The sequence below is a fragment of the Acinetobacter sp. YH16044 genome (assembly GCF_013417145.1).
GTDB lineage: Bacteria > Pseudomonadota > Gammaproteobacteria > Pseudomonadales > Moraxellaceae > Acinetobacter > Acinetobacter amyesii.
Genome location: NZ_VPEK01000001.1, coordinates 16,305 through 40,618 on the forward strand (window position 1 = coordinate 16,305; position 24,314 = coordinate 40,618).

At 39.5% G+C, this 24,314-nt stretch carries 21 protein-coding genes; 12 read left to right on the forward strand and 9 right to left on the reverse strand.

The genetic code is table 11. The features are described from left to right. Window positions 1–3: 3 nt before the first annotated feature. Together FTV38_RS00060 and FTV38_RS00065 are read left to right on the forward strand one after the other, a co-directional pair. Entirely contained in the window at window positions 4–735 is a 732-nt protein-coding gene (locus FTV38_RS00060) for an ABC transporter ATP-binding protein (protein WP_180020634.1), read from the forward strand. Next, complete coding sequence (locus tag FTV38_RS00065; protein ID WP_180020636.1) at window positions 732–3,233, forward strand: ABC transporter permease; 2,502 nt, start codon at window positions 732–734, stop codon at window positions 3,231–3,233. The genes FTV38_RS00060 and FTV38_RS00065 overlap by 4 nt, the downstream gene beginning before the upstream one ends. 119 nt (window positions 3,234–3,352) lie before the next feature. Here the strand turns inward: FTV38_RS00065 and FTV38_RS00070 are convergent, their stop codons facing one another. Further along, window positions 3,353–4,177: a rhomboid family intramembrane serine protease gene (locus tag FTV38_RS00070; RefSeq protein ID WP_180020638.1), complete on the reverse strand. Its 825-nt coding sequence runs from the start codon at window positions 4,175–4,177 to the stop codon at window positions 3,353–3,355. A 78-nt stretch (window positions 4,178–4,255) separates the two neighbouring features. Between FTV38_RS00070 and mtgA the strand changes: the two genes are divergently transcribed. Both mtgA and ppk1 read left to right on the forward strand, forming a co-directional pair. Further along, on the forward strand, window positions 4,256–4,933 hold the full coding sequence (mtgA, locus tag FTV38_RS00075) for a monofunctional biosynthetic peptidoglycan transglycosylase (protein ID WP_078193019.1): 678 nt from the start codon (window positions 4,256–4,258) through the stop codon (window positions 4,931–4,933). 146 nt (window positions 4,934–5,079) lie between these two features. Continuing rightward, window positions 5,080–7,161 carry a polyphosphate kinase 1 gene (gene ppk1 / locus FTV38_RS00080; RefSeq protein ID WP_180020640.1) on the forward strand — a complete coding sequence of 694 codons (2,082 nt, stop codon included), beginning with the start codon at window positions 5,080–5,082 and terminating at the stop codon, window positions 7,159–7,161. A gap of 84 nt (window positions 7,162–7,245) precedes the next feature. On the opposite strand, the gene FTV38_RS00085 is transcribed toward ppk1, so the two are convergent. The 5 genes from FTV38_RS00085 to rubA form a co-directional block, all read right to left on the reverse strand. Further along, the gene (locus tag FTV38_RS00085) at window positions 7,246–7,857 is read right to left on the reverse strand and encodes a response regulator transcription factor (protein WP_180020642.1); all 612 of its coding nucleotides are present in this window, start codon (window positions 7,855–7,857) and stop codon (window positions 7,246–7,248) included. Window positions 7,858–8,903: 1,046 nt separating this feature from the next. After that, window positions 8,904–9,809, reverse strand: a complete 906-nt coding sequence (gene oxyR, locus FTV38_RS00090) for a LysR family transcriptional regulator OxyR (RefSeq protein WP_180007453.1) — start codon at window positions 9,807–9,809, stop codon at window positions 8,904–8,906. An 11-nt stretch (window positions 9,810–9,820) separates the two neighbouring features. After that, complete coding sequence (locus tag FTV38_RS00095) at window positions 9,821–10,759, reverse strand: alpha/beta fold hydrolase (RefSeq protein WP_218950222.1); 939 nt, start codon at window positions 10,757–10,759, stop codon at window positions 9,821–9,823. A gap of 58 nt (window positions 10,760–10,817) precedes the next feature. Then, a complete protein-coding gene (locus FTV38_RS00100; protein ID WP_180020644.1) occupies window positions 10,818–11,996 on the reverse strand; it encodes an NAD(P)/FAD-dependent oxidoreductase in 1,179 nt (392 codons plus the stop codon). A 78-nt stretch (window positions 11,997–12,074) separates the two neighbouring features. After that, on the reverse strand, window positions 12,075–12,239 hold the full coding sequence (gene rubA, locus FTV38_RS00105; protein ID WP_005179369.1) for a rubredoxin RubA: 165 nt from the start codon (window positions 12,237–12,239) through the stop codon (window positions 12,075–12,077). Between the two features lie 527 nt (window positions 12,240–12,766). Here rubA and FTV38_RS00110 point away from each other — a divergent pair. Next, window positions 12,767–13,312, forward strand: coding sequence for an adenine phosphoribosyltransferase (locus FTV38_RS00110; RefSeq protein WP_078189930.1), 546 nt, complete (start codon window positions 12,767–12,769; stop codon window positions 13,310–13,312). A 93-nt stretch (window positions 13,313–13,405) separates the two neighbouring features. Here the strand turns inward: FTV38_RS00110 and FTV38_RS00115 are convergent, their stop codons facing one another. Beyond that, window positions 13,406–13,912 carry a YqiA/YcfP family alpha/beta fold hydrolase gene (locus FTV38_RS00115; RefSeq protein WP_078193013.1) on the reverse strand — a complete coding sequence of 169 codons (507 nt, stop codon included), beginning with the start codon at window positions 13,910–13,912 and terminating at the stop codon, window positions 13,406–13,408. Between the two features lie 461 nt (window positions 13,913–14,373). On the opposite strand from FTV38_RS00115, the gene lysS reads away from it, so the two are divergent. After that, complete coding sequence (gene lysS, locus FTV38_RS00120) at window positions 14,374–15,900, forward strand: lysine--tRNA ligase (protein ID WP_180020646.1); 1,527 nt, start codon at window positions 14,374–14,376, stop codon at window positions 15,898–15,900. Window positions 15,901–16,069: 169 nt separating this feature from the next. Beyond that, window positions 16,070–17,521 carry a capsule assembly Wzi family protein gene (locus FTV38_RS00125; protein WP_180020648.1) on the forward strand — a complete coding sequence of 484 codons (1,452 nt, stop codon included), beginning with the start codon at window positions 16,070–16,072 and terminating at the stop codon, window positions 17,519–17,521. A 354-nt stretch (window positions 17,522–17,875) separates the two neighbouring features. On the opposite strand, the gene trpS is transcribed toward FTV38_RS00125, so the two are convergent. After that, the gene (trpS, locus tag FTV38_RS00130) at window positions 17,876–18,889 is read right to left on the reverse strand and encodes a tryptophan--tRNA ligase (RefSeq protein WP_180007457.1); all 1,014 of its coding nucleotides are present in this window, start codon (window positions 18,887–18,889) and stop codon (window positions 17,876–17,878) included. A gap of 202 nt (window positions 18,890–19,091) precedes the next feature. On the opposite strand from trpS, the gene FTV38_RS00135 reads away from it, so the two are divergent. Continuing rightward, on the forward strand, window positions 19,092–20,018 hold the full coding sequence (locus FTV38_RS00135; RefSeq protein ID WP_180007458.1) for a DUF808 domain-containing protein: 927 nt from the start codon (window positions 19,092–19,094) through the stop codon (window positions 20,016–20,018). A 46-nt stretch (window positions 20,019–20,064) separates the two neighbouring features. Continuing rightward, window positions 20,065–20,970: a neutral zinc metallopeptidase gene (locus FTV38_RS00140; protein WP_180007459.1), complete on the forward strand. Its 906-nt coding sequence runs from the start codon at window positions 20,065–20,067 to the stop codon at window positions 20,968–20,970. Window positions 20,971–21,025: 55 nt separating this feature from the next. Here the strand turns inward: FTV38_RS00140 and FTV38_RS00145 are convergent, their stop codons facing one another. Beyond that, window positions 21,026–21,583, reverse strand: coding sequence for a hypothetical protein (locus FTV38_RS00145; protein WP_180020650.1), 558 nt, complete (start codon window positions 21,581–21,583; stop codon window positions 21,026–21,028). 219 nt (window positions 21,584–21,802) lie between these two features. Between FTV38_RS00145 and FTV38_RS00150 the strand changes: the two genes are divergently transcribed. The 3 genes from FTV38_RS00150 (at window position 21,803) to FTV38_RS18345 (ending at window position 24,302) form a co-directional block, all read left to right on the forward strand. Further along, entirely contained in the window at window positions 21,803–23,302 is a 1,500-nt protein-coding gene (locus tag FTV38_RS00150; RefSeq protein ID WP_180020652.1) for a sodium:proton antiporter, read from the forward strand. 378 nt (window positions 23,303–23,680) lie between these two features. Next, complete coding sequence (locus FTV38_RS17990) at window positions 23,681–23,881, forward strand: BapA prefix-like domain-containing protein (protein ID WP_257223721.1); 201 nt, start codon at window positions 23,681–23,683, stop codon at window positions 23,879–23,881. Next, the gene (locus FTV38_RS18345; protein WP_373886996.1) at window positions 23,856–24,302 is read left to right on the forward strand and encodes an Ig-like domain-containing protein; all 447 of its coding nucleotides are present in this window, start codon (window positions 23,856–23,858) and stop codon (window positions 24,300–24,302) included. The genes FTV38_RS17990 and FTV38_RS18345 overlap by 26 nt, the downstream gene beginning before the upstream one ends. Window positions 24,303–24,314: the final 12 nt, after the last annotated feature.

Below are 24,314 nucleotides of genomic sequence, written 5' to 3' on the forward strand. Positions count from 1 at the left end.
GATATGACCCAACTCACGACAGATGTTGACATCATGCCACAGGCGATTATTTCTGCACAGCAATTGACACAAAAGATACAACTTCCACAAAAACAGTTATCGATCTTTGAACAACTCGATCTTGAAATCTTTGCAGGGGAACAAGTTGCGATTACTGGTCGTTCTGGTTCAGGTAAATCCACCTTGTTGGGTATTTTGGCAACACTAGATCAGGCCAGTTCGGGACAATTACGGGTCTGTGGTCAAGATATTCATGTATTAAATGAAGAACAGCGTGCTCAAGTCCGTTTGGCTCATATTGGATTTGTCTTTCAGTCTTTCCAGTTGTTGCCACATTTAACGGCTCTGGAAAATGTCATGCTGCCGCTACGGCTACAAGCAAATTTTCAGGTCAAAGCCGCAGAAGAAAAAGCATTAAAACTGTTAGCAAAGGTCGGACTAGAACGCCAAGCGCAACAAGCTCCCAAAGTTTTATCGGGTGGTGAGCAGCAACGGGTTGCGATTGCCCGTGCTTTGGTGAGTGAACCCGATCTGATCTTTGCAGATGAACCAACAGGTAATTTAGACAGTGCAACGGCACAGGAAATTGAACAACTGTTATTTCAGTTAAATCGTGAAATGGGAACCACTTTGGTATTGGTGACGCATGATCCCGATTTGGCCCGTCAATGTCAGCGCCACTTTGAATTGGTCAATGGTCAATTGATTGAGCATCGAACAGGAGATGCTGCATGAATCTTTTGGCATTGTTTCGACCACTCTTACAGCTGAGTTTTAAAACCACGGGTGTGTATTTATTATTGATCGCACTGACCTTGGCGATCAGTGCCACCACTGCTTTAAAGTTTAGCAATGTACAAATTCAAAATGCTGTAGCGCTACAAGCTGCTGAAATGTTGGCAGCAGACTTGGTGCTGACAGCCAATGAACCAATTCCACAAGAGTGGCAACAACAAGCCAAAGCACAGCAATTAAAACAATCGAATGTCACGCTATTTAGCAGCATGGCGCACACTGATCAGCAATTTGTCATGGTCAATGTCAAGGCCGTTGATGCCGCATTTCCATTAAGAGGTGAAATCGAAACAGAACCGAAACTAAACCGCTCCATACAAGCAGGTGAGGTTTGGTTAAGTCCGCGTGCCATGGATTTGTTGGGTGTTAAGGTTGGAGATCAGATCAATATTGCTGATGCTGCTTTTCAAGTCAGTGCCAAAATCATTCATGATACCAATCAAGAGCTTGGCTTCAGTGGTTTTTCACCGACAGTTATGATTGCGCAGTCTGAGGTGGCGAGAACCAATGCCATTCAAGTCGGGAGTCGGATTGATTATCGCCTGTTAATGGCTGGAGATGCACAAAATACCCAGCGCTTTGAAAAGCTCTATAAGCAGAAATTTGGTGATCAAAGCGAAGACCGTGCTGCTAACTCAGATCATGCGCAGGTTCAAGATGCAGCTCAAAGCAGTTTAAAACTGAGAAATGCCAGTGAAGGCAATACCCGCTTGATGAAGCCGATTGCCAACCTAGAAACGTTTTTACAACTGGCCAATATTTTAACTATTTTACTTTGTGGCATCGCCATCGCATTAACCAGCCAGCGCTATGTACAACAAAATCAAGATGCCATTGCACTGATGCGCTGTATTGGATCGACCAAACAGCAAATATTAAGTGCTTATCTAGCTTTACTGTTGGTTGTACTCGGGCTTTCAATCCTGTTTGGAAGTTTGATTGGTCTGGGATTGGGTTATGGTTTATTGCAACTGATGCTACAGCTGATTCCAAATTTACAATTAGAGTTTTCAGCCCTGTCTATGCTGCTTGGCCCGCTTCCAATTGCAATATTCACCAGTACGATTGTGTTATTAGGATTTGTTCTTCCAAGTCTTTGGCAATTATTAGGGACACCGCCGGCACGAGTGATACGACAACAAGAGCGTTCTGTACGTTCCATGCTTTGGATGCTCAGTTTCGGCACACTCAGTTTGGTGGTGTTTTGTGTGGTTTTAACTGAAAATTTACAACTCACCCTGTGGCTGATTTGCGCAATCATCTTCCTGTGTATCGGCTTATATATGATGGTCTGGCTCAGTTTAAAGGCCTTGAAAAGTTGGGGGACGAAAATCTCAGCGTATATACGCACACCGTATCAAACGGCATTTCAAATTACCGCATTAGCATTGGGGCTAAGCCTGATCACGGTTTTAGCGGTATTGCGTACAGATTTGCTGGAACGTTGGCAACAACAATTGCCACAAGGGACACCTAACCAATTTGTCTATGGGTTACCGCCATTTGAGTTGCAGGATTTTAATCAGCAACTCAAGCTGCATGGTTGGCAAGGGACGCCGATGTACCCGAATATTCGTGGGCGTTTAGTTGCCAAAAATGATCTCCCTTTTTCGGATGCCTTAATTAAAAGCAATAATTCATTACGCCGTGAATTAAATCTAACGCAGGCCGCAACTTTTCCAAAAGATAATCAAATCATCGTGGGTAGTCAGCACTTTCAACAGGTCAATGAAGTATCGGTAGAGGTGAAAACCGCACAGGAGCTGGGTATTCAAATTGGAGATCGACTGAGTTTTAGCCTTCCTGAAGGGATTTTACAAGCCAAGGTAATTAACCTTCGTAGTGTGGAGTGGGAAAGTTTTAGTCCAAACTTCTTCTTTATTTTTTCTCCCAAAACCATGGATGAAAATGCCGGCAGTTACTTGGGGAGTTTCTATGTTCCACCGCAAGATAAAAATCAGCTGATTGGTCTGATTCAACAGTTTTCAAATACCGTGTTTATTGATGTCAGCCTGATTTTGGATGAGATCAAACGCATCGTCAGCGTATTGGTTCAGATTATTACCATCTTGGCGCTGTTGGTCAGTATTTCAGGTATTATGGTCTTGGTTGCATGTTTGAACTTATTTATGGATGAACGTAAAAAAGAAGTGGCATTACTGCGTTCCTTCGGCAGTTCCAAGCAAAAATTAAAGTCGATGCTGAGTTTGGAAGTCGGATTGATGGGGCTAATTTCAGGTGTTGTAGCGTGTATTTTTGCCGAAGTGATCAGTGCGATTGTCAGTTATAAAATGGAACTGGTCATCCAGCTACATGCAGAAATTTGGTTGATCCTCCCACTGGTAATGACCTTAGTCTGTACATTGATCGGACGTTATCGCTTAAGTTATCTTTGCGACATCCCACCCTTAGAAAGCTTGCGTGAACTAAATAGTTAAGGGTGGAGATGGTTAGCAGCCGAGCAAGTTAAGAGCGGAGCAGGAACCCAGTGCGTAGTTGGGTTTTAGACATGATTTCAACATGTCGGTGTTGATAGCCACTGGGTTCATTCCACTGTTTAACGTGCTGCGAGAGATTGCTTCATCAGCAGGATAAAGTGTTCCCAAAGCGGTAAAATCGGTTGGATTAATTGTTGGCAATGCAGATAAAACAGATAGCATCCGACAGCTGCGGCGATTAGACCGATGATTTGAATGAGCAGGGATTGATGTAATTTTTGTCCCACATACCAAATGAAAGCCAAGGCAGCGCCCATCAACATGCCGCCAATATGCGCGGCATTATTAATCCCACTGATCATAAAGCCCATCGCGAGGTTAATGCCCATCACCATCAATAAGGTTTTTTTATCCAGATAAAATTGCTGTTTAGGTAACATGGGAAGCAGCGAAATAATCGTCAGCGCGGCACCCAGTCCCATCACTGCACCCGATGCGCCTGCACCAATACTCGGGAAAAGCTGCTGATTGGCTGCACCTTCGGCCAATAAAGCATAGCTGTCTTGAATGGTTAAATACCCACTCAATAAACTTCCCATCAGTCCGGCTAAAACATACAGACCGAGGAAGTAGAAACGACCTAACATTTGCTCGGCAACACTGCCAAAAATATACAAAGCCCACATATTCAACATCAGGTGAATCAGGCCAAAATGAAAAAACATACTGCTGAATAAGCGGATGGGTTCCTCTAAAAAGGTTAAAGGTGCATAATCAGCACCCCAACGCAAAGCATCCAGTGTGTCGGGTTGGCTAACGTTCATTCCATGCAACACTTGCCAGCCAAAGAGTCCAACATTGATGGTAATTAAGAGTGCCGTGATCCACCACAGTTGGATTTGCAGCTTACGGGTTGATACAGCAGGAGGGCTGAGTTCAGACATGCTATTCTTGTACTGTGTCAAAATATTTAAAAATAAGCTTAACATGAAAAAACAGAATTTCTGGAGTAACACACTGACATGAAAGCCTTTATTGTTCGTACATTGTTAATTCTTGTCAGTCTTGTGCTTTTGGTGCAGCTTTGGATCTTTGGTAGTCTAGTGTGGTGGCGTACGCATCCTGTGGAATCGACGATGATGATGCGTTTAGATTATTGGTCTGAGCCATCCAAACCGATTAAACACGAATGGCGTGATTACGACCAAATCAGTGATTATGTCAAACATGCTGTTGTTGCCGCTGAAGATGGCAAGTTTTTACAACATAAAGGTTTTGATTGGGAAGGCATGCAAAATGCTTTAGAACGCAATAAAGATAAAGGCAAAGTGGTTGCAGGCGGATCCACCATTTCTCAGCAATTGGCAAAGAACTTATTTTTATATAATAAGCGTTCATTTATCCGCAAAGGACAGGAAGCCGTTGCAACATGGATGATGGAGCGCATGTGGACGAAGCAACGCATTTTAGAGGTATATCTCAACTCGGTTGAGTTTGGGGACAACATCTATGGCGTAGAAGCTGCAACACAGCACTATTTTGGTAAAAGTTCACGGAGTTTAAGCCGAGAGCAAGCGGCATTTATTGCGGCTATTTTACCCAATCCAAAATATTATGATGAAAATCGACAAGATCGTAAGCTAAATTATCGTAAGCGCATGATCCAAAAATATATGCGTTATAGCCATATCCCAGATTAAGAACGATCTAAACACTTGTCAAATGGCATGGCAGCGATTTGAATTACAACAAAAAGCTCATCTTTATGGGCTTTTTTTATGAAATTGTCACAAATTTGAAGCATACTAAACTGAGTACAGCACACATTTTTTAATATGGGTTTGAAATGAATACCGCAGCTGAAGTCGCGCAAGTACCAACTGAATATACTTATAATGATCGTTATATCAATCGAGAGTTATCGATTCTCGACTTTCATCTGCGTGTGCTCGAACAAGCGGTTGATCCGATACATCCATTACTTGAACGCATGAATTTCTTGCTGATCTTTTCGCGCAACTTAGATGAATTTTTTGAGATTCGTGTTGCGGGAATGATGGAGCAACTAGACTTAGGCAATGAAAGCCGTAGTCCAGATGGTTTGACACCAAAACAAGTATTAGATGAAATCTCTGCGACAGCGCATGCGGCAATAGAGCGTCAGTATCGTATCTTAAATCAAGAAATTTTGCCCAAACTGCGTGAAGAAGATATTTGCTTCTTACGTCGTGGTGAGTTAACCCCTGCACAATCAGCTTGGGTAAAAAAATATTTCCAAGAACAAGTTGCTCCAGTCTTAACGCCAATTAGCTTAGATCCCGCACATCCATTCCCACGCTTGGTGAATAAGTCGCTGAACTTTATTGTGACTTTAGAAGGGAAGGATGCGTTTGGCCGTCAGATTGACTTAGCCGTTGTACCTGCACCACGTTCGTTGCCACGTGTCGTTCGGCTTCCTGATGAATTAACCGGTGGCAAAGAGCATCATGTGATGCTATCGGCAATTATTCATGAACATGTCTCTGATTTGTTTCCCGGCATGACGGCGACGGGTTGCTACCAATTCCGCGTGACGCGTAATGCCGATTTGGCTTTAAATGAAGATGTTGAAGATTTGGCTAAAGCCCTCAAAGGTGAGTTGAATTCACGTCGTTTTGGTCGCGCCGTTCGCTTGGAAGTGACAGAAAATTGTCCGCAGCATATTTATGAATATTTGCTTGATGAGTTCGATTTAGAAGAAGAGCAACTCTATAAAGTAGATGGACCAGTTAACCTTGCACGTTTACTGTCAAACTTTAAACGTCCACATCTACGTTATGACGCGCATATTCCTGTTATACCGAAAGTACTCAAAAAATCTGAAAACATTTTTAGTGCGATGCAAAAGCAAGATATTTTGCTGCACCATCCCTTTGAATCATTCGCACCGGTAATTAATTTACTGCGTGAAGCTGCACGTGATCCACAAGTTTTGGCCATTAAACAAACGCTTTATCGAAGTGGCGCAGATTCGGAGATTGTGCAAGTTTTAGCGGAAGCAGCACGTAATGGTAAAGAAGTCACCGCTGTAATTGAGCTTCGTGCACGATTTGATGAAGAATCAAATATTGCTGTAGCCAATGTATTACAAGAAGCGGGTGCAGTGGTGGTGTATGGCATCGTGGGCTATAAGACCCATGCCAAAATGATTTTGGTGGTACGCCGTGAAAATAATAAATTGGTGCGTTATGTACATTTAGGTACGGGTAACTATCACGCGGGCAATGCGCGTATCTACACCGATTATGGCCTGTTAACTACCGATAAAGAACTCTGTGAGGATGTACATCGTATTTTCCAAGAACTGACCGGAATGGGCAAAATGGCGAAGTTGAAAAAACTGCTGCATGCGCCATTTACCTTACATACTCAACTGATCAATTATATTGATAATGAAATTGCCAATGCAAAAGCAGGTAAGCCTGCGCAAATCATTGTCAAGGTCAATGCATTAACTGAAGTTCAGTTGATCAATAAACTGTATGAAGCTTCACAAGCGGGTGTGCAGATTGATTTAATTATTCGTTCTATTTGTTGTTTGCGTCCAGGTTTACCGGGGCTGTCTGAAAATATTCGTGTACGTTCTATTGTTGGCCGTTTCTTAGAACATACCCGAGTTTATTATTTCAGTAATAATGGCGATGCACGGATTTACTGTTCAAGTGCAGACTGGATGGATCGTAATTTATTTAACCGTGTGGAAGCCTGTTTCCCAATTGAAGATCCAGCCTTGAAAAAGCGTATTTATCAATTAGGTTTAGTAAATTATCTAAAAGATAATCAGCAAGCTTGGTTGCTTCAGAGTGATGGGCGTTGGATTCGTACGCATGTTCAAGAGGGTGAGGAAGCACACAATTCACAGCATGTGCTTATAGAAGCATTTAAATAAATGCGTTAGAAAAGTAAAAGGGAGCAATGCTCCCTTTATTTTTTTAATTTATAAGTTTTTTTGAATCATTTATCTGAACTAAATTTAGCTGTAGCTACTAATTTTTCGGTAGATATTTTTAACAAAACCATCAATTTGATACGTTGAAAGTTTTAACTCACGGACCATCTGCTCTTGAGTCGCACTATGGCTGACCATATCTAAAATTTGGTATTCAGCTGGATTTAGACTGAGCTGTTTCGGCGCTACATTTTGCGGACTAAAAGTTTCACTCAATAAAAATTTTGCAAAACTTGGGTGCAGGGCAGCGCCACCTCTTAAAATGGTTTTCAGCTGGTTATAAGTGTCTTCAATTGGCTGTTGAATCAACATATAGGCAGTTGCACCTAACTGAATCGCATGTAAAGTTAAATCGGCAGACTGTTCATTGACTAAAATGATGAGATTACTCGAAGGATAGATTTTCTTAATTTTATGGATGAAAGAGATATCAGACTGTTGAGTGACCACTAAAAAGATTAAATTGGGCAATTGATTGAAAATTTGCTGTTCCGCATCTGCTAAATTTTCTGAAAATGTAATGAGGTCTTCAGGATAACCGAGGTCTCCTAAGATGTTAAACAGCACTGTTTTTGAAGTCATCGATTGATGATCAATAATCAAAACGGGTACTGGTAATAAAAATTCACTCATCATACATTTCGCTCATTTATTATTTTAATCAAATTGCATTTCCATAATTTGCACGAATGCGAATCATAAAAATATACCTAGAAGTTGGGATTTATACATCAAAATATAATTAAGTTATTGTGATTTAATAGAATTTAAATAGCGTATATTTTTGGTGTTTTTCATTATTTTGAATGAAAAGATTTATGGTTTTTTGTTTTTAATTTTAGATTTATTGGTTAAATAACAATTAAATTTGTATTCGGATTGAAAAAAATAATCGAAATGTGAATATCGTATTTTGACAACGGATAAATTGGACTGTTTCCGATATGAATTTATTTCTATCTATTGCTTAGTTATTTTAAATATAAAGCGTAGTAAATATTTAAAATAATGTGATTGATTTTTAGTCAACATTTATTCTATAGGACCTTATTTTCAATTCGCCTACTTTATCTAAAATACCTGAAACTAGTGATTTTAACGAAGGTTATATTTTAATAAGATGTATTTATCTTCTTACTTATCTGGCTAGTGTGAAGATATTATCGAGGCGATGAATTGAGATATACATCAAGTCATATATTACCTTATCAGGCTACCTATTTGGGTTAGCCTTTTCTTTTTTCTAGATGCTGTATTTCATTTTTTAACTGATGTTATATAGTAACATCAGAAGCGCGATTTGATTTAAATAAAAACCGATATGCGTAAGGCCATCCGCAAGTGTTTGAGACAGGATGACTTCTAATCAAAAATGTTTTTGCGATACTTTGAATAAGTAGACGCTAGTGAACGAGTTTTGCGGTGAGGAGCATTGCTCTGCAAGATGGTTTTCTTACGAAGCGCACTTCTCATTTTGCCGAATGAAGAAACAACGTTTCGTAAGAGTACCTCCAGCCGAAAACTAATCTCTTTATTCAATCCCTAGATGTAAGATTCCATCGAATAGATTTAAAAATGCGAAATTACTTTTACGTGAGTAACATCAGTTTTTAAATTAATATTAACTTCTGCCAAATAAAAAAAGAGAGCACAGGGCTCTCTTTAATTTTCACACTGATTAGTTAGTGCAGATTGTTAGTGATTTTCTGCAAGATTTGAAGCAATACATCAAATTCACTTTGAAGCGGCGTACTTTTACGCGTCACCAATGCTAATGTGCGTGTAGGGCTTGCTTCAATTTCTTTCACAGCCAAATCTTCATTGGCTTTGATCATATTGGTATGAACTGCAATTTCAGGCAATAAGGTAAAGCCTAAATCTGCGGAAACCATTTCAACCAAAGTTGGCAATGAGCTTGCTTTTAAACGATGGTCGTTTTTACGTTCACCAATCGGGCAAGCACTCAAAGCATGATCACGTAAGCAATGGCCTTCTTCAAGCAACATTAAACGAGATAAATCTAGGTCGTCTAAAGATTTCGCTTGAGCTGCATTTTGGTCAGCTTTGTTGTACACCAAGAACAATTTTTCTTTGTTTACTTCTGCAACTTTCAAGCTACGTGTATCGAAAGGAAGAGCAAGTAATACGATATCTAGATTACCGTGCTCGAGTTTCTCAACAATTTTTTCACTTTGTGCTTCATGTAAATGCAATTGAATTTTTGGTAGTTGCTTATGCACTTCTTCTAATAATGGTGCAAGTAAAAATGGCGCAATAGTAGGAATGACCCCTAGATGTAAATCACCCGTTAGAGGTTCGCTCATTTCACGACTTAAACGCATTAGGTCTTGCGCATCTGCCAATAGAACTCGAGCTCTTCCGACAACTTGTTCACCAAGAGGAGTTAAACGCACGTTTTGACGGTCGCGTTCTACCAATACGCCACCTAGTAAACGCTCAAGTTCCATGATCCCGCCAGACAAAGTAGACTGGGTGACAAAAGAACGACGCGCAGCTTCAGTAAAGTGTAGCGTTTCTGACAGTGTTACTAGATATGACAGCTGTCTTAAGGATGGTAATGCAGCCATAGTGTCCTAATTTATGATTTAAAGTGATCAGCAAACAAACCGCTAAGATATGGAATAAAATGCGGTGGGATATCATGCCCCATTCCATCAATTAATTCAAATTTAGCACCTGAAATAGCCTTTGCAACGGCCTTACCATGGCTTGGCGGCAGCAAACGGTCACGAGCTCCATGAACCACAATGGTTTTATGCTGAATTTGTTTATCCAACTGCAGCAGGGAACCTGTACATAATATTGCTAAAAACTGTTGAAGTACACCCGCTGGGTAATAACTCCGCTTATAGAGTTTACGTGCAGTTTGTATCACTTCAAGCTGATTAATATAGCCTGGAGAGCCTATAATATTAAAAACTTTCAGGCTATGGTTAATAATGCCATCTTCATCGTTAGATTCAGGTTTTTCAATTAGACTAAATAACTGCTTTGGAAATGGCGGTGGAAGTAAGGGTTGGATGTTACTGGTAAAAAGTAAGCTTAAGTTGTGAACTTTGTCTGGATAGCGTGCTGCCACGATTTGAGCAATCATGCCGCCCATCGAAGCGCCTAAAATATGGACTTTATCAAGTCCCATACGATCAATTAACAGTGCAACATCGTCTGCCATATCGTATAGATCATAGGGCGCACCTTGGTTTTCTAAACCTAAGACAAAACGTCCCATCAGTTTAAAGGTGTTGAGGCGTGGACCTGGGTTACGAATTTTACTCGATAGACCAATATCGCGATTATCAAAGCGAATAACTCGGTAACCTTGGTCTATTAGGGACTTACAAAAGAAATCGGGCCAATACAACATTTGTGCGCCGAGTCCCATAATCAGTAAGATTGCAGGATCTTCAGGATGACCACCCACCTCGACATGAAGTTCAATGCCATTGCCTAACTCTACGCGAGTTTCATACATAAAAGAGGCATAAGGTGAAATATTAAACTGAAGGGCACTATTCATTGTTATTTTCCTTTAAAAAGGACGTCTATTATTATCAGGACGTCCTTGTATTTAAACCTTAAACTGAAGTGGGAATCAAGTCCGGAACCTGCTTAGTCAAAGTTAAGCGTTGCTTCCCAGCAGTTGCACCGAGCAGTACAAATCCACGTAATACGCCATCTTGATCGATCGCACGGGCAATCATGCCATCTTCAAGCTCTTCTGTTTCCCATTGGGTTTCTACATCAATTGGCGCAGGAAGGACAGTTAAAGGTGCAGCAGGTGTTTTAACAGCTACAGGCATGGCTGGATAATGCACAGCGGTATGTTCACCATTGAGGGTTTTTGCCAAAGCACGTGCTTGTTGCATGATCGGCATCACGTATGGCAGAAGGGTACCATTAACTTCAGCACAGTCACCGACAGCATAGATATCTGCCAAGTTGGTTTCTAAGCCTTTATTGGTTAATACACCGCGACTGGTGTGAATGCCGGCTTGTTTTGCCAAGTTAATTTCAGGTTGTAAGCCAATCGCAGACAACACAACATCTGCCACTAAGCTTTGACCATTGGCAAGGCTCACTTGATAGTCACCATTTTCAATACGTGAGACTTTTTCAACAGTCGTGCCTAGAACGAATTGAATGCCCGTTTCCTCTAAATTACTTTGGAATTTAGCGGCCACATGAGATGGCAGTAGACGACCTAAAGGTTGCGGAGCTAAATCGACCACCGATACTTTCGCCCCAGTGTTTTGAAGGTCATTGGCAAATTCACAGCCAATCAAGCCTGCACCTAAAATCACCACACGCTTATCTTCACGTGCTGCAAGTTGTTTACGGAATGCTTTGTAGTGATCTAAATTGTTGACGACATGAATGTCTTCGCTGCCATCACCCGAAATAGCTAAGCGAATTGGATTTGCGCCGACTGCTAAAACGAGTTTTGAATATAGTTGTGTTTGAGTTCCATTTTGGCTTTCAATAGTAAGCTCATGTTTTGCTGCATCAATGGATTTAACCCAACTCTTATTGATGATTTGCATATTGAGTTGAGCCGACATTTTTTCGGCATCCCCTAGAGGGATTTGCTCAGGAGTTTTATTACCAACGAGCGCATTGGATAATGTCGGTTTAGCGTAGTTAATGGCATCATCCGCACAGATCATAATAAGTTCTAGTTCAGTATTTAACTTTCGAAATTCACGTGCAACGGCATATCCCGCCATACCAGAACCAATAATGACAATAGGGTGCATACTCAACTCCAAACACATTTCATATTTTTTTAAAGACAAAAAAAAGACCATAACGATGATGGCCTTAGATTCTATTTATTAGATTTCAACCATTTCAAAATCTACTTTTGAGACGCCACAGTCTGGGCAAGTCCAATCATCTGGGATATCTTCCCATTTCGTTCCTGCCACGATACCGTCTTGTGGCCAGCCTTCTGCTTCGTCATAAATCCATCCACAAACGATGCACTGATACTTTTTCATTCCATTCTCCAAAAACTGACACAAAATTAAGTCAGTAAATACTTCATAACTGTATAAGTTTATTCCTTAAGGTTAAATCGCCTTATACAGTAGACTGTTATGTTAAATTTTTACGCAGTTCTAACGATAAAGTAAAGTGGCTAAGAGTTTAATGAGTGAAATTAAAAGCAGAATGGCAGTGAGGGACAATAAATATCATCAAAACCCCAGATCTGGGAAAAATTGTCTGACAATATTTATGCCTATTGAAAGCTATATTGGAATTCATTTCCGTGAATTGGGTTCTAAATACCGCTTTTTCTATATTCATAGACTAAAGTCTTGCAGAAAAAAACTCTAAAATCTTTTATTTTATGATTAGGAAAATATATATTTGATATTTTTTAAATAAATACAACATTAATAATCAATAACTTATGTAAATTCACTGTATCTTAAATATGCATTTTGGTAGGGGGTTAGCTGTTCTTTTCTCTCAAATCGCGTTAAAATTCACACATTCCTTCCTTAATTTATTTTCTCCTATTATGAGTAATTCTACTGCTGCGGCATTGTGGTCTAACATTCGTACTGTCCAAGATTTTCCAAAACCAGGAATTTGTTTCTTTGACCTTACGCCGTTATTTATGAATAACATCGAATCGTTAACTGATGCCCTAATTGCAAGTATTCCAGCTGAGCAATTGGCAGAAGTAGATAGCTTTATTGCAGTTGAAGCGCGTGGTTTTGTTTTGGCAAGCTTACTTGCCCAGCGTACGGGTAAAGGTTTGGTCTTGGTACGTAAAGCAGGCAAATTACCACCACCAGTTGTCGGTGTGGGTTATAGCCTTGAATACGGTTTAGATCGTCTTGAAATGTCAGCTGAAATCGAATCACAAAAAGTGATTATTGTAGATGACGTATTGGCGACGGGCGGTACGCTTCGTGCAGTGAAACAATTGGCTGAAAAATGTAAACACCAAGTTTTAGGCGCAAGCATTTTCTTAGATTTGCCTGACTTGCATAAAGATTTAGGTTTAAATATCTGGTCTGTTTTAGATGATAAAACACGTCCTGAAGCAGATGCTGCCTAAGCGTCAGCTTTAAAATGTAAAAAGCCTTGTCTATGACAAGGCTTTTTTATGTCTGATAAAAAAGACGTTGCTGCTTATGATGAATATTATGATTTATTTTTTTAAGTAGTTTAATTCGAGATGCTGGATTAAATCATTAATATTTTCAGGGCATTGTAGACGATGGTGTCCGCCATCCATGACTTGAACTTGCATATAATCTTCGAGTTGTTGCTCTGCTTCATACATATCTAAGATTTCATCACCACGTTCGATATAGGCAATTTGTGGAATATCGTGATCCAAATCCATTTCATTGATTGCAGGGTAGTCGTCGCGAAAGTCTGGATGCAGGCTCGGGTTGGCAATTACACACGGAATGCGATGAAACAGCGACATTTTTAATGCCCAATATGCCCCGAGACTATGCCCGACGATGATATCGGGCTTAATGGTTTCAATACTCTCGTGGTAAAAATCCGCAACAGTTTGAAAATTTAAGTTGCGATAGTCCACTTCAATGCAGAATTTTTGTTTTGCATTGATGGCATGGAACTTCGTAGATTCACGGGAAGAATCCAATCCATGTAAAAACAGAATTTTCGATAAGCAGGAAGTCATTGTTTTTCTACACACTGTTTTCAAACATTTTTGGATGTGTTGAATATTTTATTTTTCAACAATTTTATGACTTCATTGTAGATAGAATTGTCAAAAAGAGAATTTAGCTTTTGGTCTAATTTATAGGCATTTAAAAGACTTTAGTCTTAAAGAAAATAGATTAAAAGGTTGAATTAAGTTATTGATATATATTTTAATGTATTGATAATTATAAGTATTTTTAAAGCTTTTAGTTATCATCTGATATCATTAAAATGTAGGTTTTCGAGCTTGAGTATTTAATTTTTATCTACTGCACATCTGTAAGGTAGGTTCTATGTCTACCTGAAGGTATAACGATTAAAACATCTTACTTCGATAAATTTCTACTTATTAAAAAAATGCGCGCATTGCTTACTGCTCAATTCAAAGGAAATCTGCTATGCTATGCAACTTCCGTTTTTTAACTATTTGAGACAGAGATGACGCAACATAACGCTCAATCGACTTCTGAACAAGCCATTTCCGAAAACGATTTAATTGCACAGCGTCATGCCAAGTTAGAGCACATCAAAGAGCACGCCAAGGAAACAGGTGTTAGCCCGTGGCCTAACACATTTAAGCGTGAACACTATGCACAAGACCTACAAGATCAATTCGCTGAAAAATCAAAAGAAGAAATTGAAGCAGGCGAAAAGGTTTATGTAAAAGTTGCTGGTCGTGTGATGTTGAACCGTGGTTCATTCATCGTAATCCAAGATATGACTGGTCGTATCCAGCTTTATGTACCACGTAAAGAGTTGGATGCTGATGTTCTTGCAACAATTAAAGCACTCGATTTGGGCGATATTATTGCCATTAAAGGTTATATTGGTCGTTCTGGTAAAGGTGACCTTTATGTTCATATTGAACATTTTGAGCTTTTAACCAAATCACTCCGTCCACTTCCAGACAAATTCCATGGTTTGACTGATACTGAAGTTAAATACCGTAAGCGTTATTTAGACCTCATCATGAACGAAGAAACACGTAAAACTTTTGAAATTCGTGCAAAAGTGGTGTCAGGTATTCGTTCATATTTGAGCAATGAGCGTTTCATGGAAGTTGAAACACCAATGATGCATGTGATTCCGGGTGGTGCGTCTGCGCGTCCATTCGAAACTCACCACAACGCATTGGATATGCCTTTATTCTTGCGTATTGCGCCTGAACTTTACTTAAAACGTTTGGTCGTTGGTGGTTTTGAGCGCGTGTTCGAAATTAACCGTAACTTCCGTAACGAGGGTGTATCAACACGTCATAACCCAGAATTCACCATGATTGAATTCTACCAAGCATATGCAGACTACAAAGACCTGATGGCTTTGACAGAAAATATGCTTGAAAAATTGGCCATTGACATATTAGGTTCGACTGATGTGCCTTATGGTGATGAAGTGTATAGCTTCAAAGGTCCATTCAAGAAAATTTCGATGTTTGATGCGATTCTTGAACACAACCCAACGTTCACTGCTGAAAATGTATCTGATCGTGAGTTCCTTGCAAACTTCGTTAAAAATGAACTGAAAGAGCAAGTAAAACCTGGTTTTGGTTTAGGCAAACTTCAAACCATCGTATTTGAAGAAACTGTTGAAACAGAACTTCGTCAACCGACATTCATCACAGAATACCCAGCGGAAACTTCACCATTGGCACGTCGTAATGATGAAAATCCACATATTACGGACCGTTTTGAATTCTTCATCGGTGGTCGTGAGTTGGCAAATGGTTTCTCAGAGTTAAATGATCCGATTGACCAAGCTGAACGTTTCCAAGCCCAAGTTGCTGAAAAAGATGCGGGTGACGATGAAGCAATGCATTACGATGCAGACTTCATTGAAGCATTGGAATACGGTTTACCTCCTACAGCGGGTGAGGGGATTGGTATTGACCGTTTGGTGATGTTATTTGCGAATGCTGCAAGTATTCGTGAAGTAATCTTATTCCCTCATATGCGTCATAAAAACTAATTTAGTTTTTGAAATAAAAAACCCGCTTAATGCGGGTTTTTTATTTTGTATTTTTATTGAACATCTTTACCTAAATGATGAAAAAAATAAAAGGAGATACAGTTTCACCCTTGAATAAATGAGTTGAAAAATCTAAGGTGGGCTGTGAATTAAACTTGAGAAAAAGAGCATGTATTTAAGAAAGTCACTCTATGCTGCTGTACTGTTTGGATTATCAGTTCCTGTTTTTGCTCAGGGGATTGTATTAAATAATGAAGAGTTACGCGCAGATTTGAATTGGTTGAATCAGCAAGGCGTTATTCAAATTAGTACCTCAACATGGCCAATGAGTGGTGATGAAATACAGCGAGCGTTAACTTCTGCAAAAGTGATGACACCTGCACAACAAAAAGTATTACAAAGTATTCAAAATAAATTGACTGCCGAAAATGCATTATTAAAAGCAGAATTGTTTGCAGAGTCAGATAAAAATAATTTACCGCAAAATTTTGGTGATCATCAAAAAGCGCAATATCAAGGTGCACTTGAACTCAACGTTGGTGGTGAAAATTGGGATGGTCGTTTACGTGTAAATGCTGAAGATAAACAGCAAATTAATAATGATCAAGATGTAAATGTGGAAGGCTCATACATTGCCGGGAAGCTTTGGAACCAATGGTTAATTGCAGGTCAGATTCCGACTTATTGGGGGCCTGGTCATGACGGTAGTTTAATCCGTGGTGATGCGAGTCGTCCTGTGTACGGTGTTACTGCACAGCGTGCACAACAGAATGCTTTTGAAACACCATGGCTATCATGGATCGGCCCTTGGCAGTATCAAGCTTTTGCTGGACAGTTAGATGATTATTCTGCTATCCCAGATGCAAAACTCATTGGACTTCGACTAACTGCACAACCTACTCCATATTTGGAATTGGGAGCATCACGTTCTATACAATGGGGTGGCGAAGGTCGTCCCGAAAGTTTTAGTTCACTTTGGGATGCCTTTATTGGTAATAAAGATAATGGTGGAACAGGTAAGGCTGATCCATCAAATCAAGTCGCGGGTTTTGATGCGCGTTTGAATTTACAACCACTTGTGCAAGTTCCAGTTAGTCTTTACGGCCAATATATTGGTGAAGATGAAGCAGGTGGTTTACCAGCAAAAAGCATGTATCTTGCAGGTGTTGATTATTCTTCAAGTGTAAATAATATGCCTTATCAACTGTATACTGAATGGGTTGATACTCGAACTAATGGTGATGCCAAAGGCATTTCATACAATCACTCTATTTACACAGATGGATACTATCAACATGGCTATCCACTTGGTCATGCATTAGGTGGTGATGCTCAAATGGTTTCAGTGGGTGGGAATATACGTATTGATCCACTAAATCGTCTAAATGGTCGTGTACTTTTTGCAAAAGTTTCTGAAACAGAACGTGCTGCTTTGAACAATGCAGCATTTCCAGAAAAAAATGAATTGAAAGCTCTAGACTTAACTTGGACACATTATTTACGTCCAGATATGCCTTTAAAAATTAATGGTTGGGTGAGTGACTCGGATTTAAATGGTAATGATGGTGGAGCGTCAATTGGAATTGAACTACCATTAGATAAACGTTTATTTCATTACTAATTTATATTTGTTTTTAAAATGATGTATTAATTGAAAAGTCCGCTTATAGCGGACTTTTTTCTATTGGTAATTGTCAATTTTTAGACAAAAAAATACGCAATGATTGGGGTGTTCACTGCGTATAACAACGAATCTGCTTTCACAGGTTCGGCAAAGGAGAAATGTTATGAATTTAGGTATTCCTAAAACATGAATAGATAATAGAGTGAACGGTCAGTCATTTCATTGGTGTTCACGTTAAGTGATGTTACCTAACGTTAAAACTAAGGAGATTTTGTGAATACCTTCACCAAAAGTGCCTGTAAAAAAGCCTTTCACATTGGAAAGGCTTAATTTTATGGAATTTTTTTAAATTTAGAAGTGGAACACACCCAATCCAGATTTAATCTCATCCAACGTTTGTTGGGTAATATCACGGCATTTATCGGTACCGGTTTTTAAAATATCCATGATGTAGTCAGGATCTTTTTGCAATTCTAAACGGCGTTCACGGATCGGGCCGATGAGCTCTTTTAGCACACCTTCAAGACGCTTTTTCACCGTACCATCGCCTAGGCCACCACGACGATAGTGTTCTTTCAGTTCCGCAACAGCATCTTTATCTGGGTCGAATGCATCAAGGTAAGTAAATACCACGTTACCTTCCACTTGACCTGGATCTTCAATACGTAAATGATTTGGATCGGTATACATTGCGTTTACGGCTTTTTTGATATCTTTATCAGTCGCGTCAAGCACAATGGTATTGCCCAAAGATTTAGACATTTTTGCTTTACCATCAAAACCTGGTAAGCGGCCTACATTAGAGAGTAAAGCTTTACATTCAGGAAGTACGTCACGACCAATTTGACGGTTTAAACGACGAACAATTTCGTTGGTTTGTTCAATCATTGGAATTTGGTCTTCGCCCACTGGAACGACAGATGCTTTAAACGCTGTAATATCGGCAGCTTGAGCCACTGGATAGCATAAGAAACCTGCAGGAATATCACGCTCAAATCCACGCATTTGAATCTCAGATTTGATGGTGGGATTACGCTCTAAGCGAGAAACCGTCACAAAGTTCAAATACAACATGGTCAATTCATTCAATGCTGGTAAGCATGATTGAACGCAAATCGTGGTTTTGGTTGGGTCAATTCCTACAGCAAGATAATCGGTTGCGACTTCAATAATATTGCGACGAACTTTTTCGAAGTTATCGGCATTATCAGTTAAGGCTTGAGCATCAGCTAAAAGGAGATGTTGATGATGCGAATCTTGTAAACCTACACGTGAACGTAAAGAACCTACAAAATGACCTAAATGTAATTGTCCAGTCGGACGGTCGCCAGTCAAAATCACTGGACGATTATCTTGAGTACTCATTATCTGTTCCAAAGTGGTAGTCAAAGCTACGGCTGATTTTCAAAGAATGTCCCCATTGTACGGCATTCTATTTTTGATTGTTACTGACACAGCACAATTGACTGAAAAATGGGTGAATATTTTGTTAATTATTAAAAAACTAAATACAATTTTAGCGTTAAATAGAATTAGAATATTAAAAAATGCCTAAAGGATAAAAATAATGGCGAGTAGCTTATTAATCTTACTTGATGATATTGCAACTGTGTTGGATGACGTTGCTGTGATGAGTAAGATGGCAGCCAAAAAAACAGCGGGTGTCCTTGGAGATGATTTAGCACTGAATGCACAACAAGTCAGTGGTGTCCGTTCCGATCGTGAACTTCCTGTCGTTTGGTCTGTCGCCAAAGGATCTTTTGTTAATAAATTAATTTTGGTTCCGGCTGCTTTATTGATCAGTGTGGTTGCACCTTGGCTGATTACACCGCTTTTGATGATTGGTGGTTTGTTTTTGTGCTATGAGGGTGTGGAAAAAGTCCTGCATAGTTTGCATCATAAAAAAGCCAAAACAGAAGAAGTTGCTCGTGAAGAGATGACCCATATTGAAACGGATTTGGTGACTTTTGAAAAAGAAAAAGTCAAAGGTGCCATCCGGACCGATTTTATTTTATCTGCTGAAATTGTGGTGATTTCATTGGGTACGGTTGCAACTGCGGCATTTGGGACTAAGGTCATGGTGCTTTCGGTGATTGCAATTATAATGACCGTTGGTGTTTATGGTTTTGTCGCGATGATTGTCAAAATTGATGACTTAGGACTTTATCTCACGCAACAAGCATCACAATTTAAAAAGACCGTTGGACAAGGTTTGTTAGCATTTGCACCTAAGTTGATGAAGACATTAACCATTGTAGGTACGATTGCCATGTTTTTAGTGGGTGGTGGCATCATTACCCATGGTGTGCCTCTGCTACACCATTTTATTGAAGGCTCTGTGGATTATGCAGAACATATTCCTACAGTTGGCAGTATTGTGGGTGCATTAACACCGACTTTAATCAATTTAGTGACAGGTTTTATTGCAGGTTTAATCGTGCTGTGCGTCGTGTCTTTAGTTCAAAAAGTATGGCCAAAGTCGCAAAAGGATTAATCTGTAAACGCACGGATATCAACTATTTTATATAAGGAAGATCACTATGCGCTGGAAAGGTCGAAGAGTTAGTTCAAACGTAGAAGACCGTCGCGGTGGTGGCGGTGCAAAAGCGGGTGGTATCAGTATTCTCGGTTTGGTTGTAGCATTTGTTGCGTGGAAGTTTTTTGGTGTAGATCCGCAGCAAGCTTATCAGGCGACTAAACAAGTGACTTCACAGGGTCAAACGGCTGAAGTCAAAGGTTTGGATAATCCAACACCTGAACAACAAGAAGCGATGGATTTTGTTGGAACGGTTTTGGCCGATACGGAAGATACATGGACTAAAGTCTTCCAAGAACAGTTAAATGCCCAGTATAAAGCGCCTAAATTGGTCATGTTTAATGGTGTGGTCAACTCGGGTTGTGGTACAGCACAAGCTGCAATGGGGCCGTTTTATTGCCCAGCAGATCAGAAGGTCTATATTGATACCGCATTCTTTAAAGATATGCGTACGCAAATGGGCATTACGGGTGAACAAAATCAAACAGAATTGAGTCGCCAAGATCAGGCGGGTGATTTTGCGCAAGCCTATGTGGTTGCCCATGAAGTTGGACATCATATCCAAACGATTTTAGGCATTTCTGAGCAAGTCCAGCAGGCCCGTGCGCAAGCATCTAAAGCTGAGGGTAATCGTTATTCGGTTATGCAAGAACTACAAGCAGACTGCTTTGCGGGTATTTGGGCGCATCATAATCAACAGCGTACCCAATTTTTAGAGCAGGGCGATGTAGAAGAAGCGATGGACGCTGCGCATAAGATTGGTGATGACTATTTACAGAAAAGTGCAACTGGGCAAGTGGTCCCAGACAGTTTCACGCACGGCACCAGCGAACAACGTATGAAATGGTTCCAGACAGGGTTGAAATCAGGCAATATCAATAGCTGTGATACCTTTAATCAAGCCATTTAAAACAAAAAAGAGGATGCAAAACATCCTCTTTTTTCATTGAAAAATAGATTGAAGCTTATTTGTTGAGAAATGATCTAAAGTTTCGAACAATACGATAGCTCACATACAAGGCGGCAAATGCAAATAAAGCCACGCCAAAAACTGTATATTTAAGGCTTGAAATATCGTTTTGATAGAACTGTTTTAACTGGGCATCGCTATAGCGTAATTGTTTTTTTTGTCCAGTGCGGCTATTGGTGAAACTCACATTTTGGATATATTGAAATTGTCCGATTTTGAGTAAATCGAGGTGTTGAATTTGTCGGGTGTGTTGCTGATTAAATTCATCGAGACAAATATCTTGTGCATAGTTTTCACAATTCAGTTTGGCAAGATAACCATTATTCGCCAGCATGATAAAAATCGCACGATCGGGTGATTCATTATTGGAGACCAAAACCAATTGTTCTTTGGGTGTTGAATCCAGTGAAACCTTTTTTACCTGACTAAAATAGTGCTCAGCACGTAAAATTTCCTGTGTCTTGCTAAAACAAGTCAGGATCAGCGCTGCAGTAATGATAAAGATCACAGCAGCAAAAAAGAGTCGAAAAATAGTTTTAATGGTCTGATGCATAGGAGAAATAAATTAGAGGATAAAAATGCATAAAATCGATGCAGGCTTGCTATGTTAAATGATCTTGATAAAAGATGTGAAAAAAACTGAATTGATACACGTAATTTAGATAAAATTCGTTAGAATATTTTATTTCCAAATACTAAAAAATTTAGTATTTATTTTCAAAATACCTATATCTCACTCTGTAGGCGACACAGCACCAAAATTGGGAACGAAATGGGAAATTATTTTTTTCTACAGGTTTTTACCGTTATTTTTGCACTTTCGATTGCAACCACGATTTTTAATAAACGTATCTTGGGCTTTCCACAAGCCATAGGTGTTCCCATTGTTTCTGCAATTTTTGTCTTTATTTTGCAATGGGGCGCAAGTCTACTCAATGGCAATCAATTTGTGACGATTAATTTACACAATATTGAAGAGGCCGTTCGTCATATCGACTTTTATGACTTTTTAATTAATGGCGTGATTTGTTTCATTTTGACTTCATCAGCCTTGAAATTTAAAGTTTCAGATTTACGTCTGCATTGGAAGCCGATCAGTATTTTGGCCAGTATTGCCTTGGTACTTTGTGCGGTGTTTTTTGGTGTTGCCTTATATGGTTATCAGTTCTTAATTGGTCATCATGTTGATTTATTGGTGTTGTTGTTATTAGGTGCGGCTTTGGGCGCAACCGACCCGATTGGGGTGAAAGGTGTACTAAGTTCGGTGCGTGCGCCACATCACTTAATAGTCAAACTAGAAGGCGAATCCCTCTTTAATGATGCCATGTGTATTGCCGTATTTATGACCTTACTAAATGTCTTACAAGGTGAGCATTTTACCGTTATTGGCACGCTTGAAACGCTGTTGTATGAAATTGTTGTCGCCGTCATCATTGGCTGGGCATTCGGTTTAGGGATTTTACGATTACTCCGCGGTAAACATGAAATGGAATCCTTGATTTTAACGACAGCATTATTGGCATGTGGATCTTATCTCGTGGCACTCTTCGCACATGCATCTGCACCTATTGCATGTGTCATTGGCGGTTTGATTGTTGGGAATAAATGGAAAGAAATTTTACAAGATCGTGAAATTCGTGAAGTCAATCATTTTTGGCATACGGTGGAAGGGATCATCAATTCCTTCTTATTTACCCTGATCGGTCTTGAATTATTTATCTTAGATTTAAGTATCAGCTTGATTTTAGGCGGTATGGTGGCGTTTATTATTTTGCATGCATCGCGCTTTGCAGCAAACTATTTATCCTTCGCATTTTTCCCGAGTTTCCGTAAAAAAAGTTATAACGGTAGTCTTGCAATTTTATCGTGGGGTGGGGTTCGTGGAGGCATTTCATTGGCCTTAATCCTTGCAGTTGCCAATATTCCTGAACTTAGTGAATACAGTAGTATTTTGATTGGATATACATTTATTGCGGTATTAATGTCGGGGCTCGTGTGTGGCCTAGGTTTACCTGCTGTGATGAATGCTTTTTATTACAATCCGAATGAAGAAACCAAAGGCTTCAAAGGTTGGTATCAAAGAATGTGCCATAAAATGAATAAAAAGGGTTTCCAATATATTGTGGGTGAAGATATTCATGGTAATGAAACCATTACGGTTTATAACCCAGAAGCGTTAATAGATACCAAAGCGGATGATGGTGTTGCTGCTGTACATAACCCAGAAAAAGTGCAAGAAGTTCGTCGTTTGGAGAACCCTGAAAACTTCTAAAACTGTTTTGTGTGACTTAAAAAAGGAAATGCTTAAGCATTTCCTTTTTTTTATTTATAGTTATGTTTCATCATGGTACATCAAAATGGGGGGAAATTATGACTGGTCATTCATTGGTGTTATTGTGACTTACATCACATAAATAAGTGTTTGTTATTACTTGCATAAAGATGGATTTAAAATCTGAATGTATTGATAAAAATATTAAAATATTCACACAATTATGCAAAAAAAATACACAAAGCATGATAGAACGCACACAATTAAAAAAATTGTTTTTAATGAGTTGTAATCAAAGAAATTATTAGTCACCAACAATTCATTACAAAACCAAAAAGCATAAAAACGGCCCTAATACAAATAAATGAGGTTTTACCTATGCCGCAAATTTCTGTCATTTCTAAAGAAAGTCATAAAGTCTTAGATCAAGTTGAATCCAATCAAATTGGGCTTATCGAAAATTCTGTCATCGTAGTCAAAATCCGGAAAGAGGATGTTGCTTCAATTACAAAGAATGGTGCTGACGTAATAATCACCTTAAAAAAATGGGGAAGTGATTACTGTACAAAACTATTTTAGTGAGGCGACACCAGACAATAGTTTGGTATTTGAGGGTGAAGACGGTACATGGTATTGGGCAAAATTTACAACAGTCAACGGTGATATTGCGGATGTTATTCAGTACCAACCTTTAGATGAAATTGAACCGCTGCTCTATAACGATTCTTTGACAGGTGTAATTTTACCTTGGATTGCGGGAGCAGCCGGTGCTGGTTTATTGGGTGCAGCTATTGTTGGTGAATCTGATTATTCTGGTGGTTCTAAGGATACGACTAAACCTGACGCGCCTAAAGATGTGGTGATCACCGATGATGGTGAGCACGTCACAGGTGAAGGTGAGCCGGGTACAACGGTAGAAGTAAAAGATCAAGATGGCAAAGTCATTGGCGCAGGCACAGTGGATTTATCAGGGAATTTTGATGTTGAATTTAAAAATTAATTAACCAATGGT